The organism is Bradyrhizobium sp. B120, assembly GCF_049075665.1.
Classification (GTDB): domain Bacteria; phylum Pseudomonadota; class Alphaproteobacteria; order Rhizobiales; family Xanthobacteraceae; genus Bradyrhizobium.
On sequence record NZ_CP185242.1, the window covers coordinates 9,080,353 to 9,098,436 of the forward strand.

Annotated in this window: 20 protein-coding genes; 12 read left to right on the forward strand and 8 right to left on the reverse strand. The window is 64.6% G+C overall.

All coding sequences use genetic code 11. The features are described 5' to 3' along the window. Positions 1-26: 26 nt before the first annotated feature. The 6 genes from ACOIX3_RS42105 to ACOIX3_RS42130 form a co-directional block, all read right to left on the reverse strand. A complete protein-coding gene (locus ACOIX3_RS42105) occupies positions 27-1,649 on the reverse strand; it encodes a hypothetical protein (RefSeq protein WP_420967818.1) in 1,623 nt (540 codons plus the stop codon). 242 nt (positions 1,650-1,891) lie between these two features. Continuing rightward, on the reverse strand, positions 1,892-2,449 hold the full coding sequence (locus tag ACOIX3_RS42110; RefSeq protein WP_420967819.1) for a cytochrome b/b6 domain-containing protein: 558 nt from the start codon (positions 2,447-2,449) through the stop codon (positions 1,892-1,894). Between the two features lie 34 nt (positions 2,450-2,483). Next, on the reverse strand, positions 2,484-2,762 hold the full coding sequence (locus ACOIX3_RS42115; protein ID WP_420971934.1) for a PepSY domain-containing protein: 279 nt from the start codon (positions 2,760-2,762) through the stop codon (positions 2,484-2,486). Positions 2,763-3,001: 239 nt separating this feature from the next. Beyond that, entirely contained in the window at positions 3,002-5,536 is a 2,535-nt protein-coding gene (locus ACOIX3_RS42120) for a bifunctional diguanylate cyclase/phosphodiesterase (protein ID WP_420967820.1), read from the reverse strand. A gap of 165 nt (positions 5,537-5,701) precedes the next feature. Continuing rightward, complete coding sequence (locus tag ACOIX3_RS42125; RefSeq protein ID WP_420967821.1) at positions 5,702-6,124, reverse strand: PaaI family thioesterase; 423 nt, start codon at positions 6,122-6,124, stop codon at positions 5,702-5,704. Positions 6,125-6,239: 115 nt separating this feature from the next. Beyond that, a complete protein-coding gene (locus ACOIX3_RS42130) occupies positions 6,240-6,590 on the reverse strand; it encodes a hypothetical protein (RefSeq protein ID WP_420967822.1) in 351 nt (116 codons plus the stop codon). A gap of 93 nt (positions 6,591-6,683) precedes the next feature. Between ACOIX3_RS42130 and ACOIX3_RS42135 the strand changes: the two genes are divergently transcribed. From ACOIX3_RS42135 to ACOIX3_RS42145, 3 genes are read left to right on the forward strand one after another with little or no spacing between them, the layout of a single operon-like run. Continuing rightward, a complete protein-coding gene (locus ACOIX3_RS42135; protein WP_420967823.1) occupies positions 6,684-7,220 on the forward strand; it encodes a TetR/AcrR family transcriptional regulator in 537 nt (178 codons plus the stop codon). 46 nt (positions 7,221-7,266) lie between these two features. Further along, complete coding sequence (locus ACOIX3_RS42140; protein WP_029080935.1) at positions 7,267-7,464, forward strand: Trm112 family protein; 198 nt, start codon at positions 7,267-7,269, stop codon at positions 7,462-7,464. Beyond that, the gene (locus ACOIX3_RS42145) at positions 7,464-8,378 is read left to right on the forward strand and encodes an alpha/beta hydrolase family protein (RefSeq protein ID WP_420967824.1); all 915 of its coding nucleotides are present in this window, start codon (positions 7,464-7,466) and stop codon (positions 8,376-8,378) included. The genes ACOIX3_RS42140 and ACOIX3_RS42145 overlap by 1 nt, the downstream gene beginning before the upstream one ends. Positions 8,379-8,495: 117 nt before the next feature. Here the strand turns inward: ACOIX3_RS42145 and ACOIX3_RS42150 are convergent, their stop codons facing one another. Then, a complete protein-coding gene (locus ACOIX3_RS42150; RefSeq protein WP_420967825.1) occupies positions 8,496-9,716 on the reverse strand; it encodes a ubiquinone biosynthesis hydroxylase in 1,221 nt (406 codons plus the stop codon). A gap of 232 nt (positions 9,717-9,948) precedes the next feature. On the opposite strand from ACOIX3_RS42150, the gene tesB reads away from it, so the two are divergent. Next, complete coding sequence (tesB, locus tag ACOIX3_RS42155; RefSeq protein WP_420967826.1) at positions 9,949-10,812, forward strand: acyl-CoA thioesterase II; 864 nt, start codon at positions 9,949-9,951, stop codon at positions 10,810-10,812. 5 nt (positions 10,813-10,817) lie between these two features. Here the strand turns inward: tesB and ACOIX3_RS42160 are convergent, their stop codons facing one another. Further along, positions 10,818-11,708 carry a DUF4339 domain-containing protein gene (locus ACOIX3_RS42160; RefSeq protein WP_420967827.1) on the reverse strand — a complete coding sequence of 297 codons (891 nt, stop codon included), beginning with the start codon at positions 11,706-11,708 and terminating at the stop codon, positions 10,818-10,820. 347 nt (positions 11,709-12,055) lie between these two features. On the opposite strand from ACOIX3_RS42160, the gene ACOIX3_RS42165 reads away from it, so the two are divergent. The 8 genes from ACOIX3_RS42165 (at position 12,056) to ACOIX3_RS42200 (ending at position 18,071) form a co-directional block, all read left to right on the forward strand. After that, entirely contained in the window at positions 12,056-12,394 is a 339-nt protein-coding gene (locus ACOIX3_RS42165; RefSeq protein WP_176534499.1) for a P-II family nitrogen regulator, read from the forward strand. Positions 12,395-12,535: 141 nt separating this feature from the next. Next, on the forward strand, positions 12,536-13,852 hold the full coding sequence (locus ACOIX3_RS42170; RefSeq protein ID WP_420967828.1) for an ammonium transporter: 1,317 nt from the start codon (positions 12,536-12,538) through the stop codon (positions 13,850-13,852). 149 nt (positions 13,853-14,001) lie between these two features. Further along, on the forward strand, positions 14,002-14,316 hold the full coding sequence (locus ACOIX3_RS42175) for an ArsR/SmtB family transcription factor (RefSeq protein WP_420967829.1): 315 nt from the start codon (positions 14,002-14,004) through the stop codon (positions 14,314-14,316). After that, positions 14,313-14,666 (forward strand): SRPBCC family protein, encoded by a 354-nt coding sequence (locus ACOIX3_RS42180; RefSeq protein ID WP_420967830.1) that lies wholly within the window; start codon positions 14,313-14,315, stop codon positions 14,664-14,666. The genes ACOIX3_RS42175 and ACOIX3_RS42180 overlap by 4 nt, the downstream gene beginning before the upstream one ends. Positions 14,667-14,722: 56 nt before the next feature. Further along, positions 14,723-15,325, forward strand: a complete 603-nt coding sequence (locus tag ACOIX3_RS42185) for an ATP-dependent Clp protease proteolytic subunit (RefSeq protein WP_092121107.1) — start codon at positions 14,723-14,725, stop codon at positions 15,323-15,325. 316 nt (positions 15,326-15,641) lie between these two features. Beyond that, positions 15,642-15,980 carry a P-II family nitrogen regulator gene (locus ACOIX3_RS42190; protein WP_044539269.1) on the forward strand — a complete coding sequence of 113 codons (339 nt, stop codon included), beginning with the start codon at positions 15,642-15,644 and terminating at the stop codon, positions 15,978-15,980. A gap of 39 nt (positions 15,981-16,019) precedes the next feature. Then, positions 16,020-17,468 carry an ammonium transporter gene (locus ACOIX3_RS42195; protein ID WP_176534502.1) on the forward strand — a complete coding sequence of 483 codons (1,449 nt, stop codon included), beginning with the start codon at positions 16,020-16,022 and terminating at the stop codon, positions 17,466-17,468. A 198-nt stretch (positions 17,469-17,666) separates the two neighbouring features. Then, positions 17,667-18,071, forward strand: coding sequence for a GFA family protein (locus ACOIX3_RS42200; RefSeq protein WP_076863381.1), 405 nt, complete (start codon positions 17,667-17,669; stop codon positions 18,069-18,071). Positions 18,072-18,084: the final 13 nt, after the last annotated feature.

The window sequence follows — 18,084 nt, forward strand, 5'->3', positions numbered from 1 at the left end:
TTTGCTCCGACGCGACCGCGCTGATCTCAGAAGAAGAATCCGACGCCGCCGAGGAAAGAATCCGACATCGCGCCGGTGATGCTCTTGTCGATGACGTGCTGATAGGTCGCCTTCAGCGCGATCTTCGGTGACGGGAAGAGCGCGAAGCCGGCGGTATGGAACTGGCGTTGGCCGGCGCCGGTCGGCATGTTGGCATCCGTGCCGGCAAAGCCGCCGCTCTGCAAATTCTGGTAGGTGTAGCGATAGAAGGGCACCGCCTCCCACTCGCTGTTCAGGATGGTGCCGAGCGGCACGTGATAGGCGATCTCGCCGGAATAGCCGTTCATCGCCTTGCCGACATTGTTGGTGGGATCTGAATCGTTGTTCGCGCGCAGGTTCTCCGGATGGCTGAATTCGGCGTGGACATACTCGCCGCGAAGCTCGAGGCCCGTTTCAGGGACGCGGTAGCGGAACTCGGCGTCGAACATCGCCAGACTGGAGTGGCCCAGGAAATTGCCGAGATCATCGTGTGCCCCGCGTGGCGTCGTGTTCGGCGAGAAGTAGGCGCTCACACTTCCCGCGAAGCCGGGCACGAATGTCGGCGTGACGTCGAGCCGTCCGGAGACGGCGACGGCATTGTTGAGCTGCTGGAAGTCGCCGAGCGGGGGCCTGGAGAACCCGAGCCCATTCAGGCCATCGATGCCCGCGGCGTAGGGCGTTCCGGGAAGCGGCACGGTCTTGGCCGCGGTGCGATTGTCGAAGGTATCGCCGAAGTCCTCGTTGCTGGTGCTGACCATCACCTGATACTTCAGATCTTCGCTGATGGTGCCGTAGACGCTGCTCGACGGCACCTTCCAGGTCGATGGGATGAGGCCGTTGTACAATTCGGGCCGGTTCACACTGTAGAACTGCGTCGGCTCGTGATGCTGGTTGATGTAGCCGATCGGCACGAGATCAATGCCGGGCGCGCGCCAGTTGAACTGATCGAGGATCTTGAAATCGATCCAGAGCTGCTCGATCTCGGCGGTGCCGTGCAGCTTGTCGTCGTTGTCAAAACCGGACCCTGCGTGCTCGAACTCGATCTCGGCGTTGAAGATGATGTTCGGCGTGATCGCATAGGTCGGCAACAAGACGAATCGTGCAGCATCGAAGCCCTTCTGCCACTGGCCGTTGGCGGCGGGGTTTTGCATGGTACCGAACTTGATCTCGCCATAGGCGCCGATGCTGAGACCGGCCACGGGTGAGTCCGCCAGCCCGAGAATAGGCTTGTCACCGACCGCCGGAAGCGGGGGCAGCTGCAACATCGGCTTGGCCGGCGTCTGCGCTGATTGAGCTGCGGACTTGCCCTTGGCGTCCTTCGGGTCCTTGGTGTCGGCCGCCTCTTTCGGCTCGACCGACGAAGCCGCGGCATTGGCGCTCCGGATCGAGGCCGCCTGCGGCGCGGGTGAGCGGCTGTCCTTCTGCTTCAGCTCGGCCTCGAGCGCCTGGATCCGCCGCTCCATCTTGTCGAGCTTTTTCAGCAACGCCTCGTTCGCGGTATCTTCAGCCCCGAATGCGCTGCCGCTGCTGATGATCGACAGCGCGGTCGCCGCGAGCAGCGCCGCGCGCCTGGAATCAAAGCCAAGTTCGAATTTCGATGCACCTAACCCCACGCAACGATGCGACGACATGTGCCCCCCATACTCTGCGGAAACGAAAACCCGCGACATAAGGGCGCACCTAACACTACCGAGAATTATTTCGGAGAGTTTCCGCCATCCAGGTGGCAACTCGGCGGTTAGAATCACTCAAGTTTAGAATTAGAATAAGAATAAGCTTCAATGGTAGGTCGGGATTTTCCGGCACCGGCGGCGGATTTGCGCATGGGGCTTCCGAACCAAAGACGCGACCCGGCCTGGCGGCTCGAAGCCGCTTACCGAGGACTACGGAAAACCTTCCGCCCGGTGAACATCGCGCGCACCAGGTTCTGACGCTGCAGCAATCCCACCACGATGACGCCAAGCACGTGCAGGGCGACCAGGATGATGACCGTATCCGAAGCATAGGCGTGGGTGTCCTCGACCCACCAGACCCCGAAGAAGGTCACCGTGACCTCCATTGCACCCGTGATCGCGGAGACCGCGAGCGTGAGCAGCAGTGCCACCAGCATCACGGTGCCCGCGGGGTTGAGCCCGATATAGCGTCCGGTGATGCCGCGGCGGAGATTCCAGATGTAGCGCGGCGCGGCGCGCAATCGGACGCCGAGCTTGCCGAAGCGCGCATAGCGCGTGCCGGCAAAGCCCCAGATCAGCCGGAATGCCAAGAGCCCGATCACGGAATAGCCCGCCAGCCGGTGCAGCCGGTCATAGACGTTGGGCGTCACCCAAGCGACCAGGACGAGGATGGCGAGCGCCCAGTGCCAGAGCCGCAGCGGCAGGTCCCAGACCTGCACGGTGGTGGCGCCGCGGGCGCCGGGCGCCGCCTTCGTCATCGCGTCTGCTTCACTCGACGATTCACTTGAAGATTCACTTGGCGATCGTGTGCTTCAGGCTGAGATCCTCCGGGCTGTAGAACAGCTCGTAGAGCTTGCCTTCCTTGACGCCGTACACTTCGTAGCAGGAACCCTCGACCTTCGAGCGGCGCACCTCGTAGCCCGCCGCCTTGGCCTTGGCTTCGGCATCGGTTGCCGGCTTCCACGACGCCTTGTCGAGCTTGGTGCAATTCTTGTAGCCGTCGGCGAACGCCGCCGATCCGGTCAGCCCAAGAACGGACCCAAGAACGCACGCTGCAAGCGCAGCGCCCATCATCACTCTCACGCGCATCTCCCCTCCGTTGACGATCATGCCACAACGCCATCGCGCTGAGCACATGCGTGAAGAATGCCGAGGTGATTGCCAAGTCAAGGAAGCGCGGACACGGCACGCTTTAGAGAAATTCTAACAGCCGCGAAAACCGCTTTGCGCTCCACGCGCAATTTGGTTTTGACCGCTTGCTGCGGCCTTACGCCTCATGGGTAATTGAATCTGCTGACGCGGCCTTTCGGTCAGGACGCGGCACCCGCCATTGCCAGACGAACCGCGGGGCGTTCGGTCGCTGCCGGCATCCGCCCACTGATCATCTGTGCGACCTTCTCGCTCTGGACGGCGGGGCTGAAGTGGAAGCCCTGCACTTCCACGCAGGCGTCGGCACGCAGGATGTCGAGCTGCTCCCTCGTTTCGACGCCTTCGGCCGTCGTCGTCTTGCCGAGGCTGACGGCGAAGCGAACGATCGCGCGCGCGATCCGGCGCGACTCGTCGGTTGCGCCCGCGAGTTCGGACACGAAGCTGCGGTCGATCTTGACCTTGTCGAACGGAAACTTCTGCAGGAAGCTCAGCGACGAATAGCCGGTGCCGAAATCGTCGAGCGCGATCCGCACCCCGAGATCATGCAGCTGGCTGAGCGCCGCGAACACCGCCTCGCTGTCCTGGATGATCGCCGTTTCGGTGACCTCGAGCTCGAGCCTGTCGGGCGAAACGCCCGAGCTCGCCAGCGCGTGCACGATCACCGGGACCAGTTCGGGGCTCCGGAACTGCACCGGCGACAGATTGATCGCGATCTTGAGGTCATCGGGCCATTTGGCGGCTTCCGCACACGCGGTGCGCAGCACCCATTCGCCGAGCGGCACGATCAGCCCGGTCTCTTCCGCCAGCGGAATGAACTGTGCCGGGGACACCATGCCGCGTTGCGGATGATGCCACCGCAGCAACGCTTCGAAGCCGCAGGTCTCGCCGCTCGCGACGTTGATGAACGGCTGATAGTGCAGCTCGAACTCGCCGTTGGCGAGCGCGCTGCGCATGTCGCGCTCGAGGCTGCGCCGGGTCTGCAGCAGCCGGTCGAGCTCCGGCTCGAAGAAGCGGAACGAGCCGCGTCCGCCGCTCTTGGCCGAATAGAGCGCAAGATCGGCGCTGCGCAGGACCTCGTCGGAATCGGTGCCGTCGCGCGGCGCGATCGCAATCCCGATGCTGGTCGTGGTGGTCACCCGATGATCGCCGAGATCGATCGGCTCACTGAGCGCCTTCCTGATCCTCTCGGCGAGCACACCGGCTTCCGCGACCGGATCGGTGACGTAGTCGATGACAGCGAACTCGTCGCCGCCGAGCCGCGCGACCAGCGTGGTATCGCTGACGCACCTGCGCAACCGCGAGGCTACCGACTTCAGCAACGCATCGCCCGCCGGATGCCCGAGGGTGTCGTTGACGTCCTTGAAGCGGTCGAGATCGAGCATCAGCACCGCAAGGCTCGGTCCGCCGCACCGTGCGCCGGAGAGCGCCTGCTCCATCCACTCCTTGAGCAGCACGCGGTTCGGCAAATCGGTCAGCGCGTCGTGTTGCGCCATATGGGTGATCTTGGCCTCGGAGCGCCGCTGCTCGGTAACGTCGCGATGCGTCGCCACCCAGCCGCCGCCGGGCATCGGCTGCCGCGTCACGCAGATCAGGCGGCCGTCGGCAAGCTCGTCGACCCGGCTGCTGATCTCGTCGGCCGGCAGCGCGTTCAATGTCGCGAGCACCTGGGTCGCGGCGCTGTCGCTGGTCTCGCCCTTGAGAATGCCGTTGGCGATCCGATGCGTGATGATCTCGCGATGGGCGGTGCCGGGCAGCAGCAATTCGGGCGGCAGCCGGTACATCTTGGCGTAGCGCTCGTTGCACACGACGAGGCGCTTCTCCGCATCGAACATGCAGAGGCCCTCGCCCATGTGGTTGATCGCCGTATCCAGGCGGAGCCTTTGTTCTTCCAGCTCCCTCTGCGACGCCTCGACCTGCTGCCGCGCCAGCGAGAGCTGGCTGATGATCTCCTCGAAGCGGCGGGTGCGAAGCGCGAGGCGCCGGTCGGCAAGCACGCCGACCAGGCTCATCCCGAGCACCGAGAGCGCCACGCCCGCGATCACGATGGCGAGGAAGGCGGGAGAGAGCGACAGGGCTTCCGGAGCCAGCAGCGGGTCCGGAACGATCTCGACCGCGCCCATCGCGGTGAAATGATGCGACACGATCGCAAGCGTCAGCAACAGCGCCGCGACGAGCGACATCCAGCGATCCTGATAGCGGACCGCGACCGACAGCGCGGCGTAACCGAACAGCATGCCGAGCACGATGGAGGCCGCCACGAGATCCATCGACCACACCACGTGGCCCGGCACTTCCAGCGCCCACATTCCGAGATAATGCATGCTGGCGATGCCTACGCCGATCACCGCGCCGCCGACCGGCGCACGCCAGCTGCTGGAGTCGCTGGCGGCAAGGCCGAGGCCGCCGGATGTCAGCATCATCGCTGCGACGAGCGACAGACCGGTCAGGACGATACCGTAGCCGGTCGGCACGCCCGGCTCGTAGGCGAGCATGGCAATGAAATGCGTTGCCCAGATGCCGTAGCCGATCGCAGCTCCCGCGATCGCAATCCAGATCAGCCGCGTCCTCGCCTGTGAAGCGATCGCGCGATGGAAGATGTTGACGGCGACAATGCTGGCAACGAAGCAGACCAGGCCGGCGAGCAGAACGAGCCGCCAGTCATGCTCACCTGAAAGACACGTAAGAACACGAAACATGCGTCGGTCCATGGTTGTCCGCGCGGACAAGCTAGGCCGATTGACTTGTCTTCTCGATAATTTTCTACAACTTTCAGTGGCATGGTTATCCGCGCGTAAGCCGATTCCACACGGAAATTGATGGCTCCATAAATATTGCACACGGTCCTGCGATCGCGCGCGTTCTCAACTCTCGAGCGGAACGAGGACGGTTTCACCGGTTGCGACCAGCGACGCCTCGCCCTGTTCGTTCTCCGCAAACAGCTCGGCGCGCGCGAACACCTGCCGGCGCCCGGCGCGCAGCGTGACGCCTTTGGCGATGAAGCAGCGGCCCACCGCGGGTTTCAGACAATTCATCGAGAAATGCGATGCGGTGACGGAACCGACGATCGATGCCGCAGCAAAGCCGCAGGCGGTATCGAGCAAAGCCGCGATCATGCCCGCGTGCAGATGGCCGGCATATTGGGTGAGATCATCACGCCAGGGCATGCGCAGCTCCACTGCGCCGGCGCCGGCGGAAACCACCTCGAGGCCGACCAGCCGGTTGAAGGCCGCCGATGCATTGGTCGCAACAAGACGCTCCAGATCGAATCCCGCTCCAGTGGTCATGCAAAACTCCATTGCGGCGGTCGTCGTTCGATATTGGCCCTGACCGCTTCGACATGATTGGGCGCGCCAAGCAGATTCTTCTGTTCGGCGGTTTCGGCTGCAAGCTCGATCGCCGCTAGTAACCGGCGGCGGCAAGCGCCACGACGGCGCTCATCGCCATCCAGCCGAAATGCCGGCCGCGGGTCGCGACCGCATTGGCGAGCGCGGCGCTGCCGAACACGATGGCGAGCGTCGCCACGATCCAGTGCCGCGCGGCATCGGAGGCCATCGCGGGCGCTGCGACCAGCAGCACGCCGCCGCCGATCCAGGCGACCGTGCCGGCCTGATAGACCAGGCGAAGCAGGAGACGCAGCCGCGGCGGCTCGACGGTGGCGCGCGCGAATATTTTGGTCTCGCCGAGAACGCCATGGATCAGGCTGACCAGGATGGCGATGATGCCGGCGCCTTGCAGCAGAAGATCACGCATCGCAACGCCTCCATACAGTTATGTATGGATAGGACACCGCCGGCTGGCGCCTGTCAATACACTTGTGTATGGTCGGGACGCGGACGGGGAACCATGACGGAACAGCTTTCGGTCAAGGACTGGCTCGATCAGGGCCTCAAGACGCTGGCGCGGCGCGGCTTCACGGCGCTCAAGGCCGAGCCGCTGGCCAAGGCGATGGGCGTCTCGCGCGGCAGCTTCTATTGGCATTTCGCCGACATCGGCGCCTACCGCACCGCGATCCTCAACCATTGGCGCGAGGTTGCCGCCGAGCAGGTGATCGCCGAACTCGAGACCATTCCGGAAGGCGGCGACGCGCTGGCGCTGCTGCTGCGCCGGGCCTTCTCGGCGCGAATGGCATTGGAGCGCGCCGTGCGCAGCTGGGCCACCGGGTACGCCGCGGCGCGCGCCGCCGTGCTCGAGGTCGACCGGCGCCGCATCGGCTACATCGAAACCCTGCTCCGCCAGGCCGGATTCCCTGACGACGTGGCGCGCGGCCGGGCGCAGATCTTCTATTGGGCGTTCATCGGCTACGCGCTGTCCGAGCAGACGCTGCCGAAGCCGCGTCAGCAGGCCGCAATCGACGAGCTGTTGCGGATGACCAAGCGCTGACAGCGCTTATTTAGATGTGCTACATGACGGTCAGCTGGAGCCATCCATGAATTCCACGACCGACCACCTCGACAGCACCGCCGACCCAAAGCTGCTCGAAATCCTGGTGTGCCCGATCACCAAGGGACCGCTGGAATTCGACGCCGCGCGGCAGGAGCTGATCTCGCGCTCCGCGAAGCTCGCCTATCCGATCCGCGACGGCATCCCGATCATGTTGCCGGAAGAGGCGCGCAAGATCGATTGATGCGCGCCCTCGTCACATGGCTGCTGCTGCTCGTCTCGTTGGCGAGCGCGACAGCCGACGAGAGCAGGCTGCGCATCGGCGCCATTGACGCGGTGCTGACCGTGCCGCCCGACATCGCAAAGCCGCCGGTGGCGCTGCTGATTGCCGGCTCCGGCTCGACCGACCATGACGGCAACGGGCCGCAGCTCAAGCCGGCGACATTGAAGAAACTCTCCGAGCAGCTGGTCGCACGCGGCATCGCGACGCTGCGCTACGACAAGCGCGGCGTCGGCGAATGGAAGAAGGAGTTCGGCCGTCCGGAGGACTTTCGCTTCAAGGACTATGTCGGCGATGCGGCGGCGCTGATCGACTATCTGCGCGGCAGCGGCAAGTTCGCCCATGTTGCGGTGGTCGGGCACAGCGAGGGCGGCCTGGTCGCGATCCTCGCCGCACAGCGCGTGCCGGTCGACCGGCTGGTGCTGCTGGCAACGGCGGCGCGCAAGCAGGGCAACCTGTTGAAGGCGCAGCTCGAAAAGCAGCTGCCGCCGGACAAATTCGAGCCGATCGGAAAGGCTATCGACGACATCATGGCCGGGCAGATCGTCAACCCGCCGCCGGCGGGGCTGGCGATCGCGCCTGCGATGCAGCCCGCCATCGCATCCGCCTTCACCGAGGATCCGATCGATCCGATGAAGAAGATTACCGGGCCAACGCTCATCATCGCGGGCGGCCGCGACCATCAGCTGGCGCGGCTCGATTACCTCGCGCTCACCACCGCCGACGTCGCGGCCAAATCATTGTGGCTGCCGGACATGAATCACCTGCTGGTCGACGTCACCGACGCGGCGGACGACATGGCAAGCTACAATGAACCGGAGCGGCCACTCGATCCCGACCTAATTGACGCGGTGGCTGGCTTCATTTCACAGAAATAGTGGATGCGAAGGCCGTAGCCCGGATGAAGCGCAGCGCAATCCGGGGCCGATCCACCCGTGGAGAGACTGCTCCCGGATTTCGCTTCGCTGCATCCGGGCTACGGCACCGCGCAAGGCTTACAGCGCCTCACCCTTCAGCAGCCGCGGCACCTCGCCTGACAGCCCGGCTGCCTGGCGGATGAACATGCTCTTCAGCGGCGGCGCGCGGTCGACGAGGCCCAATCCGATGTCGCGCACGGTGCGCAGCAGCGTCGATTCGTTGGAGAACAGGAAGTTCAGCGAGTTGGTGGCAACGCCCATCGCCATGGTGTCGAAGCGCCGCCAGCGCTGATAGCGCTCGAGCACGTCGGCTTGTCCGAGATCCATGCCGAGCCGAGCCGCATCGACGACGACCTCGGCAAGTGCTGCGACATCCTTCAGGCCCATGTTGAGCCCTTGTCCCGCGATCGGATGGATCACATGCGCGGCGTCGCCGATCAGCGCCAGCCGTTCGGCAATGAACGAGCGCGCGACGAAATAGCCGAGCGGAAACCCGCGCGGCTTGTCGAGCGCCTTGATCTCGCCGAGGTGCAGGCCGAAGCGCTGCTCGAGCTCGGCGTGGAATTCCGCCTCGCTCAACGCCGTGATGCGCGCGGCATCCTTGCGCGTCTCGGTCCACACCAGCGACGAACGATTGCCGGTCAGCGGCAGGATCGCGAACGGACCCGCGGGCAGGAAATGCTCCTCGGCGCGGCCGTGATGCTCGCGCTCATGCCCGACGGTCACCACGATGCCGGATTGGTCATAGTCCCAGCCATGGGTCGCAATCCCGGCGCGCTCGCGCAGCTTCGAGCGTGCGCCGTCGGCGGCGACCAGCAGGCTCGCATCGATCTCGGTGCCGTCGGCCAGCCGGACGCCGACGCCGTCGGGCCGCGCGTCGAAACTCGACACCGCGGTGGCGCGCAGCTCGACGCCTTCGGCTTCGGCGCGGGTCGCGAGCGCATCGATCAGATAGCGGTTCTCGACCATGTGGGCGAACGGCTCGCCGGGCGCGACATTGCCGGCGAAGGTCAGGAACACCGGACGTGTCGCGTCCGCCAGCTTGGAGTCGGTCACAACCATGTCGGTGATCGGCTGCGCCGTCGGCGCCACCTGGCCCCAGACGCCGAGGGTCTCGAACAGCCGCCGGCAGGCGGCCACGATCGCGGTCGCGCGCGGATCGCGGCTTGGGCGCTGGCTCAGCGCCGGATCGGCCACGATGACCGGAATGTCCGGCCCCAGCCCCTGGCGCAACGCCACGGCCAGCGCCAGACCCGCAAACGCGCCCCCGCAGATGACAATACTTCGCTGTGCCGGCATGCCGTTCCTTTACGCGCCCTGCGCTCTCAGACTGTGCTTGCTACCTGATAATAGCTGGGCGAAACAGGGGACAGAAACAAGAGCGGCTATTCAGCCCCGTCGTCATTCCGGGGCGCGCAACGCGCGAACCCGGAATCCATCAGGCCGCGTGTTCCGTGGACGAATGGATTCCGGGCTCTCGCTTCGCGAGCCCCGGAATGACAGCAATCAACCTATTCAGGACGCACCCCTCATGTCCAAGAGCCTGATCGACCTGTTGTCCATCCTCGATCTCGAGCAACTCGAGGTGAATTTGTTCCGCGGCAACAGCCCGAAGACCAGCTGGCAGCGCGTGTTCGGCGGCCAGGTGATCGGCCAGGCGATGGTCGCGGCCTGCCGCACCGTCGAGGGCCGCCTGCCGCACTCGATCCATTGCTATTTCATCCTGCCGGGCGATCCGCAGGTCCCGATCATCTACCAGGTCGAGCGGCTGCGCGACGGCAAGAGCTACACCACCCGCCGCGTCACCGCGATCCAGCACGGCAACGCGATCTTCTCCATCATGGTCTCGTTCCACGCCGAGGAAGAGAGCAACTTCAATCATCAGGAGAAGATGCCCGACGTGCCGCCGCCGGAGAAGCTGACCGCGGAGGAAGTGTCGAAGCAGCCGATGTTCAAGGAGATGCCGGAGTTCATCCGCCGCTACTATGAGAGCGACCGGCCGATCGAGCTGCGCCCGGTCGAGCTCGGCCGCTATTTCGGCCAGCAGATCGAGGATGGCCGCATCCATGTCTGGATCCGTACCGCGGCGAAATTGCCCGACGATCCGGCGCTGCATCTGTGCGCGCTCGCCTATGCATCGGATTTCTCGCTGCTCGATGCCGTCATGGCGCGCTACGGCCGCACGCTGTTCGACCGGCGCATGATGCCGGCGAGCCTCGATCACGCGATGTGGTTTCACCGCCCGTTCCGCGCCGACGAATGGCTGCTCTACGCGCAGGATTCGCCGAGCGCACAGTCGGGCCGCGGCCTGACCCGCGGCCAGATCTTCAAGCCCGACGGAACGCTGGTGGCGTCCGTCGCGCAGGAAGGTTCGGTGCGCGAACGCAAGGCGTAGCGCGCTCAGGCGCCTGCGTAGGTGCCGCGCTCGGTCAGCGCGAATTGCGAGACGATCCAGTTGGCGTACCAGCGCAGCACCCACGGAATCGGGATCAGGAATCCGCAGCCGATCGAGAACACGATGGTTCGCCACAGCACCTCGAGCCCCGACGCGTTGAAGGTGACCTCGCGGCGCGTGCCCTCGACGTTGCGGCAGATCCAGCGCAGCCATGCGGTCATCACCCAGGCCCAGCCGACGATGGTGATGGCCGAGATCACCATCAGCAAATACCAGCCGATATAGACGAGCGGGCTGCCCGTGAACGAGATCGGCAGATCCTGGCCGCTCGAACTGAGGCGGCCGAAGATCCAGCGCACGATCATCCAGCTCAGGAAAGCCTGCAACAGCAACGAGAGCAGCGTGACGATGTTGCTGTTGGCCGCCCCGGCATAGGTCAGAAGGCCGAGCACGATGAAGGCGTACCAGATGTCGAGCGGCTGCCCGGTGAAGCCAAGATGCGGCCGGCCCGGCACGCGGATATAGGGAATCGCGAAGCGATACAGGCCGGTCGCGGTCCACGGCGCAGGGATGACGAAAATCTGGCCGATGAACATCAGCAAGCTGCGTCCGAACAGGCCCCAGATCGGGAAGTCGGCCGACAGCGCGCCGCCGCTATAGCTTGCCGATGCAGCCACTGGCGGCGGTCCGCCGGCCTGCGGGAACGCCGGCGGCGCACCGGCGCTTGGAACAAGGCCAGGAATCTCGCCGGCCTTCTGCCAGCCGGCCATGCCCTCGGTCCACACCAGGGTATCGGCGCCCACCATGCCACGGGTGATCAGGTCGCGGAGCTGAGCTTCAGGCAGGGGGCCCTTTTGCTGGCCTTCAGATGCATAAAACCAGTTTCGGTTCGACATTTTCTTGTTCCTCGGGGCGCGGGTGCACGCGCTGTGGCGAGAATGAGCCAGCGGGAGCGCTGGCCGGGGCGGGAAAGCCATATTCTGGCCGACGGTTGTCGTCCCGTACAGTGACGGAGTTCACGCGCTGCGCACGTTTTCCCCTTCAACCTGCAACTTTTTTATGCCATTTGCCCAGAAAGCTGCCAGATTTGGCGGACGGCAAATTGCCGCTCCGGTGGCGGGACGTGCAGGCTCGGAGACGGCAAGTGCCGCTCCGGAGACGGCAAGTGCCGCTCCGGAGACGGCAAGTGCCGCTCCGGGGATGGGCGCACACGGAAAACCTCAAGGAAATGAAGGCCTGAACCATGAAACTCGTCGTCGCGATCATCAAACCGTTCAAGCTCGATGAGGTACGCCAGGCCCTGACCGCGATCGGCGTTCACGGCATGACGGTGACCGAGGTGAAGGGCTATGGCCGCCAGAAGGGCCACACCGAGATCTATCGCGGCGCCGAATATGTCGTGAATTTCCTGCCCAAGCTCAGGATCGAGATCGCCGTCGACACCGCGCTCGCCGAGAAGGCGGTCAGCGTCATCACCGAGCACGCCCGCACCGGCCAGATCGGCGACGGCAAGATCTTTGTGACGCCGATCGACCACGCGCTGCGCATCCGCACCGGCGAGACCGACAACGACGCGCTCTAGACCCTGGAGCATGATCCGGAAAAGTGGAAACCGGTTTTCCGAAAGATCATGCTCAAACAAAAAAACTAGATCACCGCCGGCAACGACGCCGGTGCACGCCGAAATCCACAGCAAGAAACGACGACACGCCGGGGAATGATGATGGGGGCACGAGCTCTTCGCGCAGCAATATCAGCTGCGCCGATCACTGCTGCAATCCTGCTCTCGTGGGGTACGCCGGCGTCAGCGCAAGACTCCGGCGCCTCCGGCATCAACCCCGCCGACACGGCCTGGATGATCGTCGCCACCGCGCTGGTGCTGATGATGACGATCCCGGGGCTCGCGCTGTTCTACTCCGGCATGGTGCGCAAGAAGAACGTGCTGGCGACGATGGCGCAGAGCCTCACGGCCGTTGCGATCATTTCGATCCTCTGGGTCGTCTTCGGTTACTCGCTGACCTTCGTCGGCAACGGTCCCTGGCTCGGCTCGCTCGACAGCTGGTTCCTGGCCGGCATCACGATGGACAGCGTCAATCCGGCGGCAAAGACCATCCCGGAAGCGCTGTTCATGCTGTACCAGATGACGTTTGCGATCATCACGGTGGCGCTGGTTGCCGGCTCGGTCGCCGACCGTATGCGGTTCTCCGCTTATGTGCTGTTCTCGATCGGCTGGTTCATCTTCGCCTATGTGCCGCTGGCGCATTGGGTGTGGGGCGGCGGCTTCCTCGCCTCGATGGGCGTGATGGATTTCGCCGGAGGCCTCGTCGTGCATCTGTCCGCCGGCATCAGCGGCCTGGTCGCGGCCAAGGTGATGGGCAACCGGCACGGCTATGGCCACGACAATCTCTCGCCGTTCGATCTGTCGCTCGCCGTGGTCGGCACCGGCCTGCTCTGGGTCGGCTGGTTCGGCTTCAACGGCGGCTCGGCGCTGGCGGCCAATTCGCGCGCGGTGATGGCGATCACCGCCACCCATCTTGCGGCCTGCGCCGGCGCGCTGACCTGGGGCGCGATCGAATGGGCGACGCGCCGCAAGCCGTCGGTGCTCGGCATGATCTCGGGCGCGGTCGCAGGGCTCGGCACCATCACCCCGGCATCCGGCTTCGTCGCGCCGTGGCACGGCATCATCATCGGCATCATTGCCGGCCTGGTCTGCTTCTGGGCCTGTACCTGGCTGAAGCATCGCTTCCAGTATGACGATTCGCTCGACGTGTTCGGCGTGCACGGCATCGGCGGCCTGACCGGCACGCTGCTCGCAGGCGTTTTCGCCACCGCGGCGATCGGCGGCACCTCCGGCCTGCTGGAAGGCAATCCGGGGCAGCTCCTGATCCAGCTCTACGGCGTCGTGGTCACGCTGGTCTGGTGCGGCGGCGTCACCTTCGTGCTGCTCAAGCTGGTCAGCGCCTTCGTCCCGCTGCGCGTCTCGATGCAGCAGGAGCTGGAGGGTCTCGACATCTCGCAGCACGGCGAAGCGCTGCAGTAGCAACCAAGCTCGTATCGCCAGGACGAGATGGGCCCTGAGAGAGCGAATTCGGAAAACAACCCCATGCAAAGTACCCGAGCGCCGCGACGTCACGCTGCACGGGACAGTTCAGGCTTGCACGACACATAAGCATATGCTTATGTGTCGGCATGGTCGACACCGATATCTTCAAGGCACTGGCCGATCCGACCCGCCGCAGGGTCTTTGAGAAACTGGCCGGCGGCAGCCAGAACGCCAGCGCCTTGCGCGACGGGCTTGAGATCAGCCAGCCGGCGATGTCGCAGCATCTGGCGGTGCTGCGCGCGGCAGGCCTGGTGCGCGAGCAGCGGCGGGGCCGCTTCGTGAATTATGAAGTCGACCCGGACGGAATCGCCAGCATCGGGACCTGGCTCGCCCGCTACCGCGCCTATTGGCCGAAGCGCATCGAAGCGCTCTCCGACCTCTTGAAGGACATGGATCAATGAGCGACACGGCTGAGCATGACGCGGACGCAGCTCTGGTGATCGAATACGAGCTCGACGCACCGCCCGAGAAAGTATGGCGCGCCGTCACCATTCCAGCCCTGCGCGAGCGCTGGCTACCGGATTGCGACCTCGCGGGCGCTGAGCCCCTATCGTCAGTCGCAGGCGAAGAGGTGCGTTACCGGCTGCGCGACTCCGCGCCGCCGTTTCGCGAGAGTCACGTCACCTTCCGGATCGAGCCGAACGAGGCCGGCGGCACCCGGTTTCGCATCATCCAGGAAGCCTGCGACCAGCGCGCAAACCAGCCGCAAGCGGCCAACAGCAACAGCCGCGTGCTGATGCGCGCAGCCTGATCGCAGACTTCATCACCCGCTGAAACTTCATCACCTGCTGAAATGGGAGGTCGCCGATGCGCGACATGATGCAACTCGTCCCGATGGTCGTCGAGCAGTCGTCCCGCGGCGAGCGCTCCTTCGACATCTATTCCAGGCTGCTGCGCGAACGCATCATCTTCCTCAACGGCGAGGTCAATGATGCGATGTCCGGGCTGGTCTGCGCGCAGCTTCTGTTCCTCGAGGCCGACAACCCGAACAAGCCGATCAACCTCTACATCAACTCCTATGGCGGCGTGGTCACCAGCGGGCTTGCGATGTACGACACCATGCAGTTCATCAAGGCGCCGGTGCACACGCTGTGCATGGGCACCGCGCGGTCGATGGGATCGTTCCTGCTGATGGCCGGCGAGCCCGGCCACCGCGCCGCGCTCCCCAATGCCAGCCTGCACGTGCATCAGCCGCTCGGCGGCTTCCAGGGCCAGGCCTCCGACATCCAGATCCATGCCGCCGAGATGCAGGCGACCAAGCGGCGCATCATTCGGCTTTATGCGCAGCATTGCCGGCGCACCGAGGCGGACGTGGAACGGACGCTGGACCGCGATCACTTCATGTCGGCGGAGCAGGCGCTCGAATGGGGACTGATCGACAGGGTTTTTGCAGCGCGCGACGCCGCCTAATGGCCTGGCATTGCTTTATCCAAATACCGACGCCTGCACCGCGGCTGAGCAGAATTGTGTCCAGACCCTGGCTTGCTCACGAATTAGGCCAATCTGATTAGATTTTAGGCGCAACGGAATAGCGCAGGAGCAGCTTGCTCCCGCAATGCGGGAAAAGGTCCGGATTCATAATCCATTAGCGAACCCGAGCCGTTTGGCACGGCATTTGATTCTAAGGGTCTCGGCTGTGCCCGCGTAATGGATGTCTTCCGCGTGGTGAACCTCAGTCGAAACTCCCGGTGTTCGTTCGCACCGGGCCCAAGCGGGGATAGGACTCATGAAAATTGTTATGGCGATCATTAAGCCATTCAAGCTGGAAGAGGTCCGTGACGCCCTGACCGCCATTGGCGTTCACGGTCTCACGGTGACGGAAGTCAAGGGGTACGGCCGCCAGAAGGGCCATACGGAAATCTATCGCGGCGCCGAATATGCGGTGAGCTTCCTGCCCAAGATCAAGATCGAGGTCGCAGTCGCCTCCGATCAGGTCGACAAGACCATCGACGCCATCACCGCCGCCGCCAAGACCGGACAGATCGGCGACGGCAAGATCTTCGTCATCAGCCTCGAGCACGCCGTGCGCATCCGCACCGGCGAGGCCGATGCAGCGGCCCTCTGATTTCGCGCTCAACCTTTAAGACCTCAGGAGTGAAATAACATGACGTTCAAGCGTCCCTATGGCGCGGGACTGGCGGCCCTCGCAGTCGGCCTCTTTGCCGCGACCGCCGCCTACGCCGAGCCAACCGTCAACAAGGGCGACAACGCCTGGATGCTGACATCGACGGTGCTGGTGCTGTTGATGACCATCCCGGGCCTCGCGCTGTTCTATGGCGGTCTCGTCCGCTCCAAGAACATGCTCTCGGTGCTGGCGCAGGTGTTCTACACCGTCTGCATCGTCACCGTGCTCTGGGCCCTCTACGGCTACAGCCTCGCCTTCACCGGCGGCTCCGACTTCATCGGCGGCTTCTCCAAGGCCTTCCTGATGGGCGTCACACCGGACTCCAAGGCCGCGACCTTCTCGGTCGACGCCAACATCTCGGAGCTCGTCTATATGTGCTTCCAGATGACCTTCGCGGCGATCACGCCGGCCCTCATCGTCGGCGCCTTTGCCGAGCGCATGAAGTTCGCGGCGATCGCGCTGTTCATCCCGATCTGGGTGACCGTGATCTACTTCCCGATCGCGCACATGGTCTGGTACTGGCCGGGCCCGGACGCGATCCAGGATGCCGCCAAGGCGCTTGCCGCCGCGGCTGACGGCGATGCCAAGACGAAGGCGCAGGCCGCCCTCGACGCGATCAACGCCGATGCCGGCTGGATCTTCAAGAAGGGTGCGATCGACTTCGCCGGCGGCACCGTCGTGCACATCAACGCGGGCATCGCCGGCCTCGTCGGCGCGCTCCTGATCGGCAAGCGCACCGGCTACGGCAAGGAGCTGATGGCTCCGCACTCGCTGACCATGACCATGATCGGCGCCTCGCTGCTCTGGGTTGGCTGGTTCGGCTTCAACGCTGGTTCGAACCTCGAAGCCAATGGCGGCGCTGCGCTCGCCATGACCAACTCCTTCGTGGCCACGGCCGCGGCGGCGCTGGCCTGGATGTTCGCGGAATGGATCATCAAGGGCCATCCCTCGCTGCTCGGCGCGCTCTCGGGTGCGGTCGCGGGCCTCGTCGCGGTGACGCCTGCGGCCGGTTACGCCGGTCCGATGGGCGCCATCGTACTCGGCCTCGTGGTTGGCGTGGTCTGCCTGTTCTTCTGCACGGTCGTGAAGAACGCGCTCGGCTATGACGACTCGCTCGATGTGTTCGGCGTCCACTGCGTCGGCGGCATCATCGGCGCGCTCGGCACCGGCATCCTGGTCAACCCGGCGCTCGGTGGTGCCGGCATCATCGACTACACCGCGATCCCGCCGAAGGTTGCCGATTACGACTTCGTGGCGCAGATGACCTCGCAGGTCTGGGGCGTCTGCACCACGCTGGTGTGGTCGGGCGTCGGCTCTGCGATCCTCTACAAGATCGTGGACGTGATCGTCGGCCTGCGTGCCAACGTCGAGACCGAGCGTGAAGGCCTCGACATCACCGAGCACACGGAGCGCGCCTACAACATGTGAGTTCTCCCGGGGCGCGACCTCCCCAAGCGGTCGTTCCCAGAACTACGGTCCGGGCACATACCCGGCAATGTCCGGACCGTTGAGGGGCTCCAGCGCAAGTTGGAGCCCCTTTCTTTTTTCTGCGGCTTGAGAAAATATTGTCGGAATTGCCTGCTATTGTGGAACAACAGGCTACAGACAAGAAAACGGGAGGACGTCATGAAGGTGCAAGGCAGATGCTATTGCGGCAACGTGCGCTATGAGGCCGAAGGCGAACCGATGATGGCGGCGCAATGCCTGTGCCGCGAATGCCAGTACATCACGGGCGGCGGACCGAACATGTTCATGGCGATGCCGACCACCGGCTTCAAATACACCGCCAGCCAACCCAAGCAGTTCACCCGGAAGGACCTCGAACGCGCCGTGACGCGCGAATTCTGCCCGGAATGCGGCACCCATCTCGTGACCAAGGTGCCCGGCCTGCCCGCCACCATTCTGAAGGTCGGCACCTTCGACGACCCCAGCGTGTTCACCCCGCAGATGACGATCTACACCTGCGACAAGCAGACCTTCCACCATCTGCCCGACGGCAAGCCGTCGTTCGAGAAGCTGCCGGCGCGGTAGACGTCACACGTCG

Bases quoted from the DNA above. Each gene is read 5' to 3' on its own strand.
- ACOIX3_RS42190 (WP_044539269.1), top strand. From the start codon at position 15,642: ATGAAAATTGTTATGGCGATCATTAAGCCATTCAAGCTGGAAGAGGTC.
- ACOIX3_RS42175 (WP_420967829.1), top strand. From the start codon at position 14,002: ATGGTCGACACCGATATCTTCAAGGCACTGGCCGATCCGACCCGCCGC.
- tesB (WP_420967826.1), top strand. From the start codon at position 9,949: ATGTCCAAGAGCCTGATCGACCTGTTGTCCATCCTCGATCTCGAGCAA.
- ACOIX3_RS42110 (WP_420967819.1), bottom strand. From the start codon at position 2,449: ATGACGAAGGCGGCGCCCGGCGCCCGCGGCGCCACCACCGTGCAGGTC.
- ACOIX3_RS42140 (WP_029080935.1), top strand. From the start codon at position 7,267: ATGAATTCCACGACCGACCACCTCGACAGCACCGCCGACCCAAAGCTG.
- ACOIX3_RS42115 (WP_420971934.1), bottom strand. From the start codon at position 2,762: ATGGGCGCTGCGCTTGCAGCGTGCGTTCTTGGGTCCGTTCTTGGGCTG.
- ACOIX3_RS42160 (WP_420967827.1), bottom strand. From the start codon at position 11,708: ATGTCGAACCGAAACTGGTTTTATGCATCTGAAGGCCAGCAAAAGGGC.
- ACOIX3_RS42130 (WP_420967822.1), bottom strand. From the start codon at position 6,590: ATGCGTGATCTTCTGCTGCAAGGCGCCGGCATCATCGCCATCCTGGTC.
- ACOIX3_RS42170 (WP_420967828.1), top strand. From the start codon at position 12,536: ATGGGGGCACGAGCTCTTCGCGCAGCAATATCAGCTGCGCCGATCACT.
- ACOIX3_RS42185 (WP_092121107.1), top strand. From the start codon at position 14,723: ATGCGCGACATGATGCAACTCGTCCCGATGGTCGTCGAGCAGTCGTCC.
- ACOIX3_RS42195 (WP_176534502.1), top strand. From the start codon at position 16,020: ATGACGTTCAAGCGTCCCTATGGCGCGGGACTGGCGGCCCTCGCAGTC.
- ACOIX3_RS42145 (WP_420967824.1), top strand. From the start codon at position 7,464: ATGCGCGCCCTCGTCACATGGCTGCTGCTGCTCGTCTCGTTGGCGAGC.
- ACOIX3_RS42150 (WP_420967825.1), bottom strand. From the start codon at position 9,716: ATGCCGGCACAGCGAAGTATTGTCATCTGCGGGGGCGCGTTTGCGGGT.
- ACOIX3_RS42125 (WP_420967821.1), bottom strand. From the start codon at position 6,124: ATGACCACTGGAGCGGGATTCGATCTGGAGCGTCTTGTTGCGACCAAT.
- ACOIX3_RS42120 (WP_420967820.1), bottom strand. From the start codon at position 5,536: ATGTTTCGTGTTCTTACGTGTCTTTCAGGTGAGCATGACTGGCGGCTC.
- ACOIX3_RS42200 (WP_076863381.1), top strand. From the start codon at position 17,667: ATGAAGGTGCAAGGCAGATGCTATTGCGGCAACGTGCGCTATGAGGCC.
- ACOIX3_RS42165 (WP_176534499.1), top strand. From the start codon at position 12,056: ATGAAACTCGTCGTCGCGATCATCAAACCGTTCAAGCTCGATGAGGTA.
- ACOIX3_RS42135 (WP_420967823.1), top strand. From the start codon at position 6,684: ATGACGGAACAGCTTTCGGTCAAGGACTGGCTCGATCAGGGCCTCAAG.
- ACOIX3_RS42180 (WP_420967830.1), top strand. From the start codon at position 14,313: ATGAGCGACACGGCTGAGCATGACGCGGACGCAGCTCTGGTGATCGAA.
- ACOIX3_RS42105 (WP_420967818.1), bottom strand. From the start codon at position 1,649: ATGTCGTCGCATCGTTGCGTGGGGTTAGGTGCATCGAAATTCGAACTT.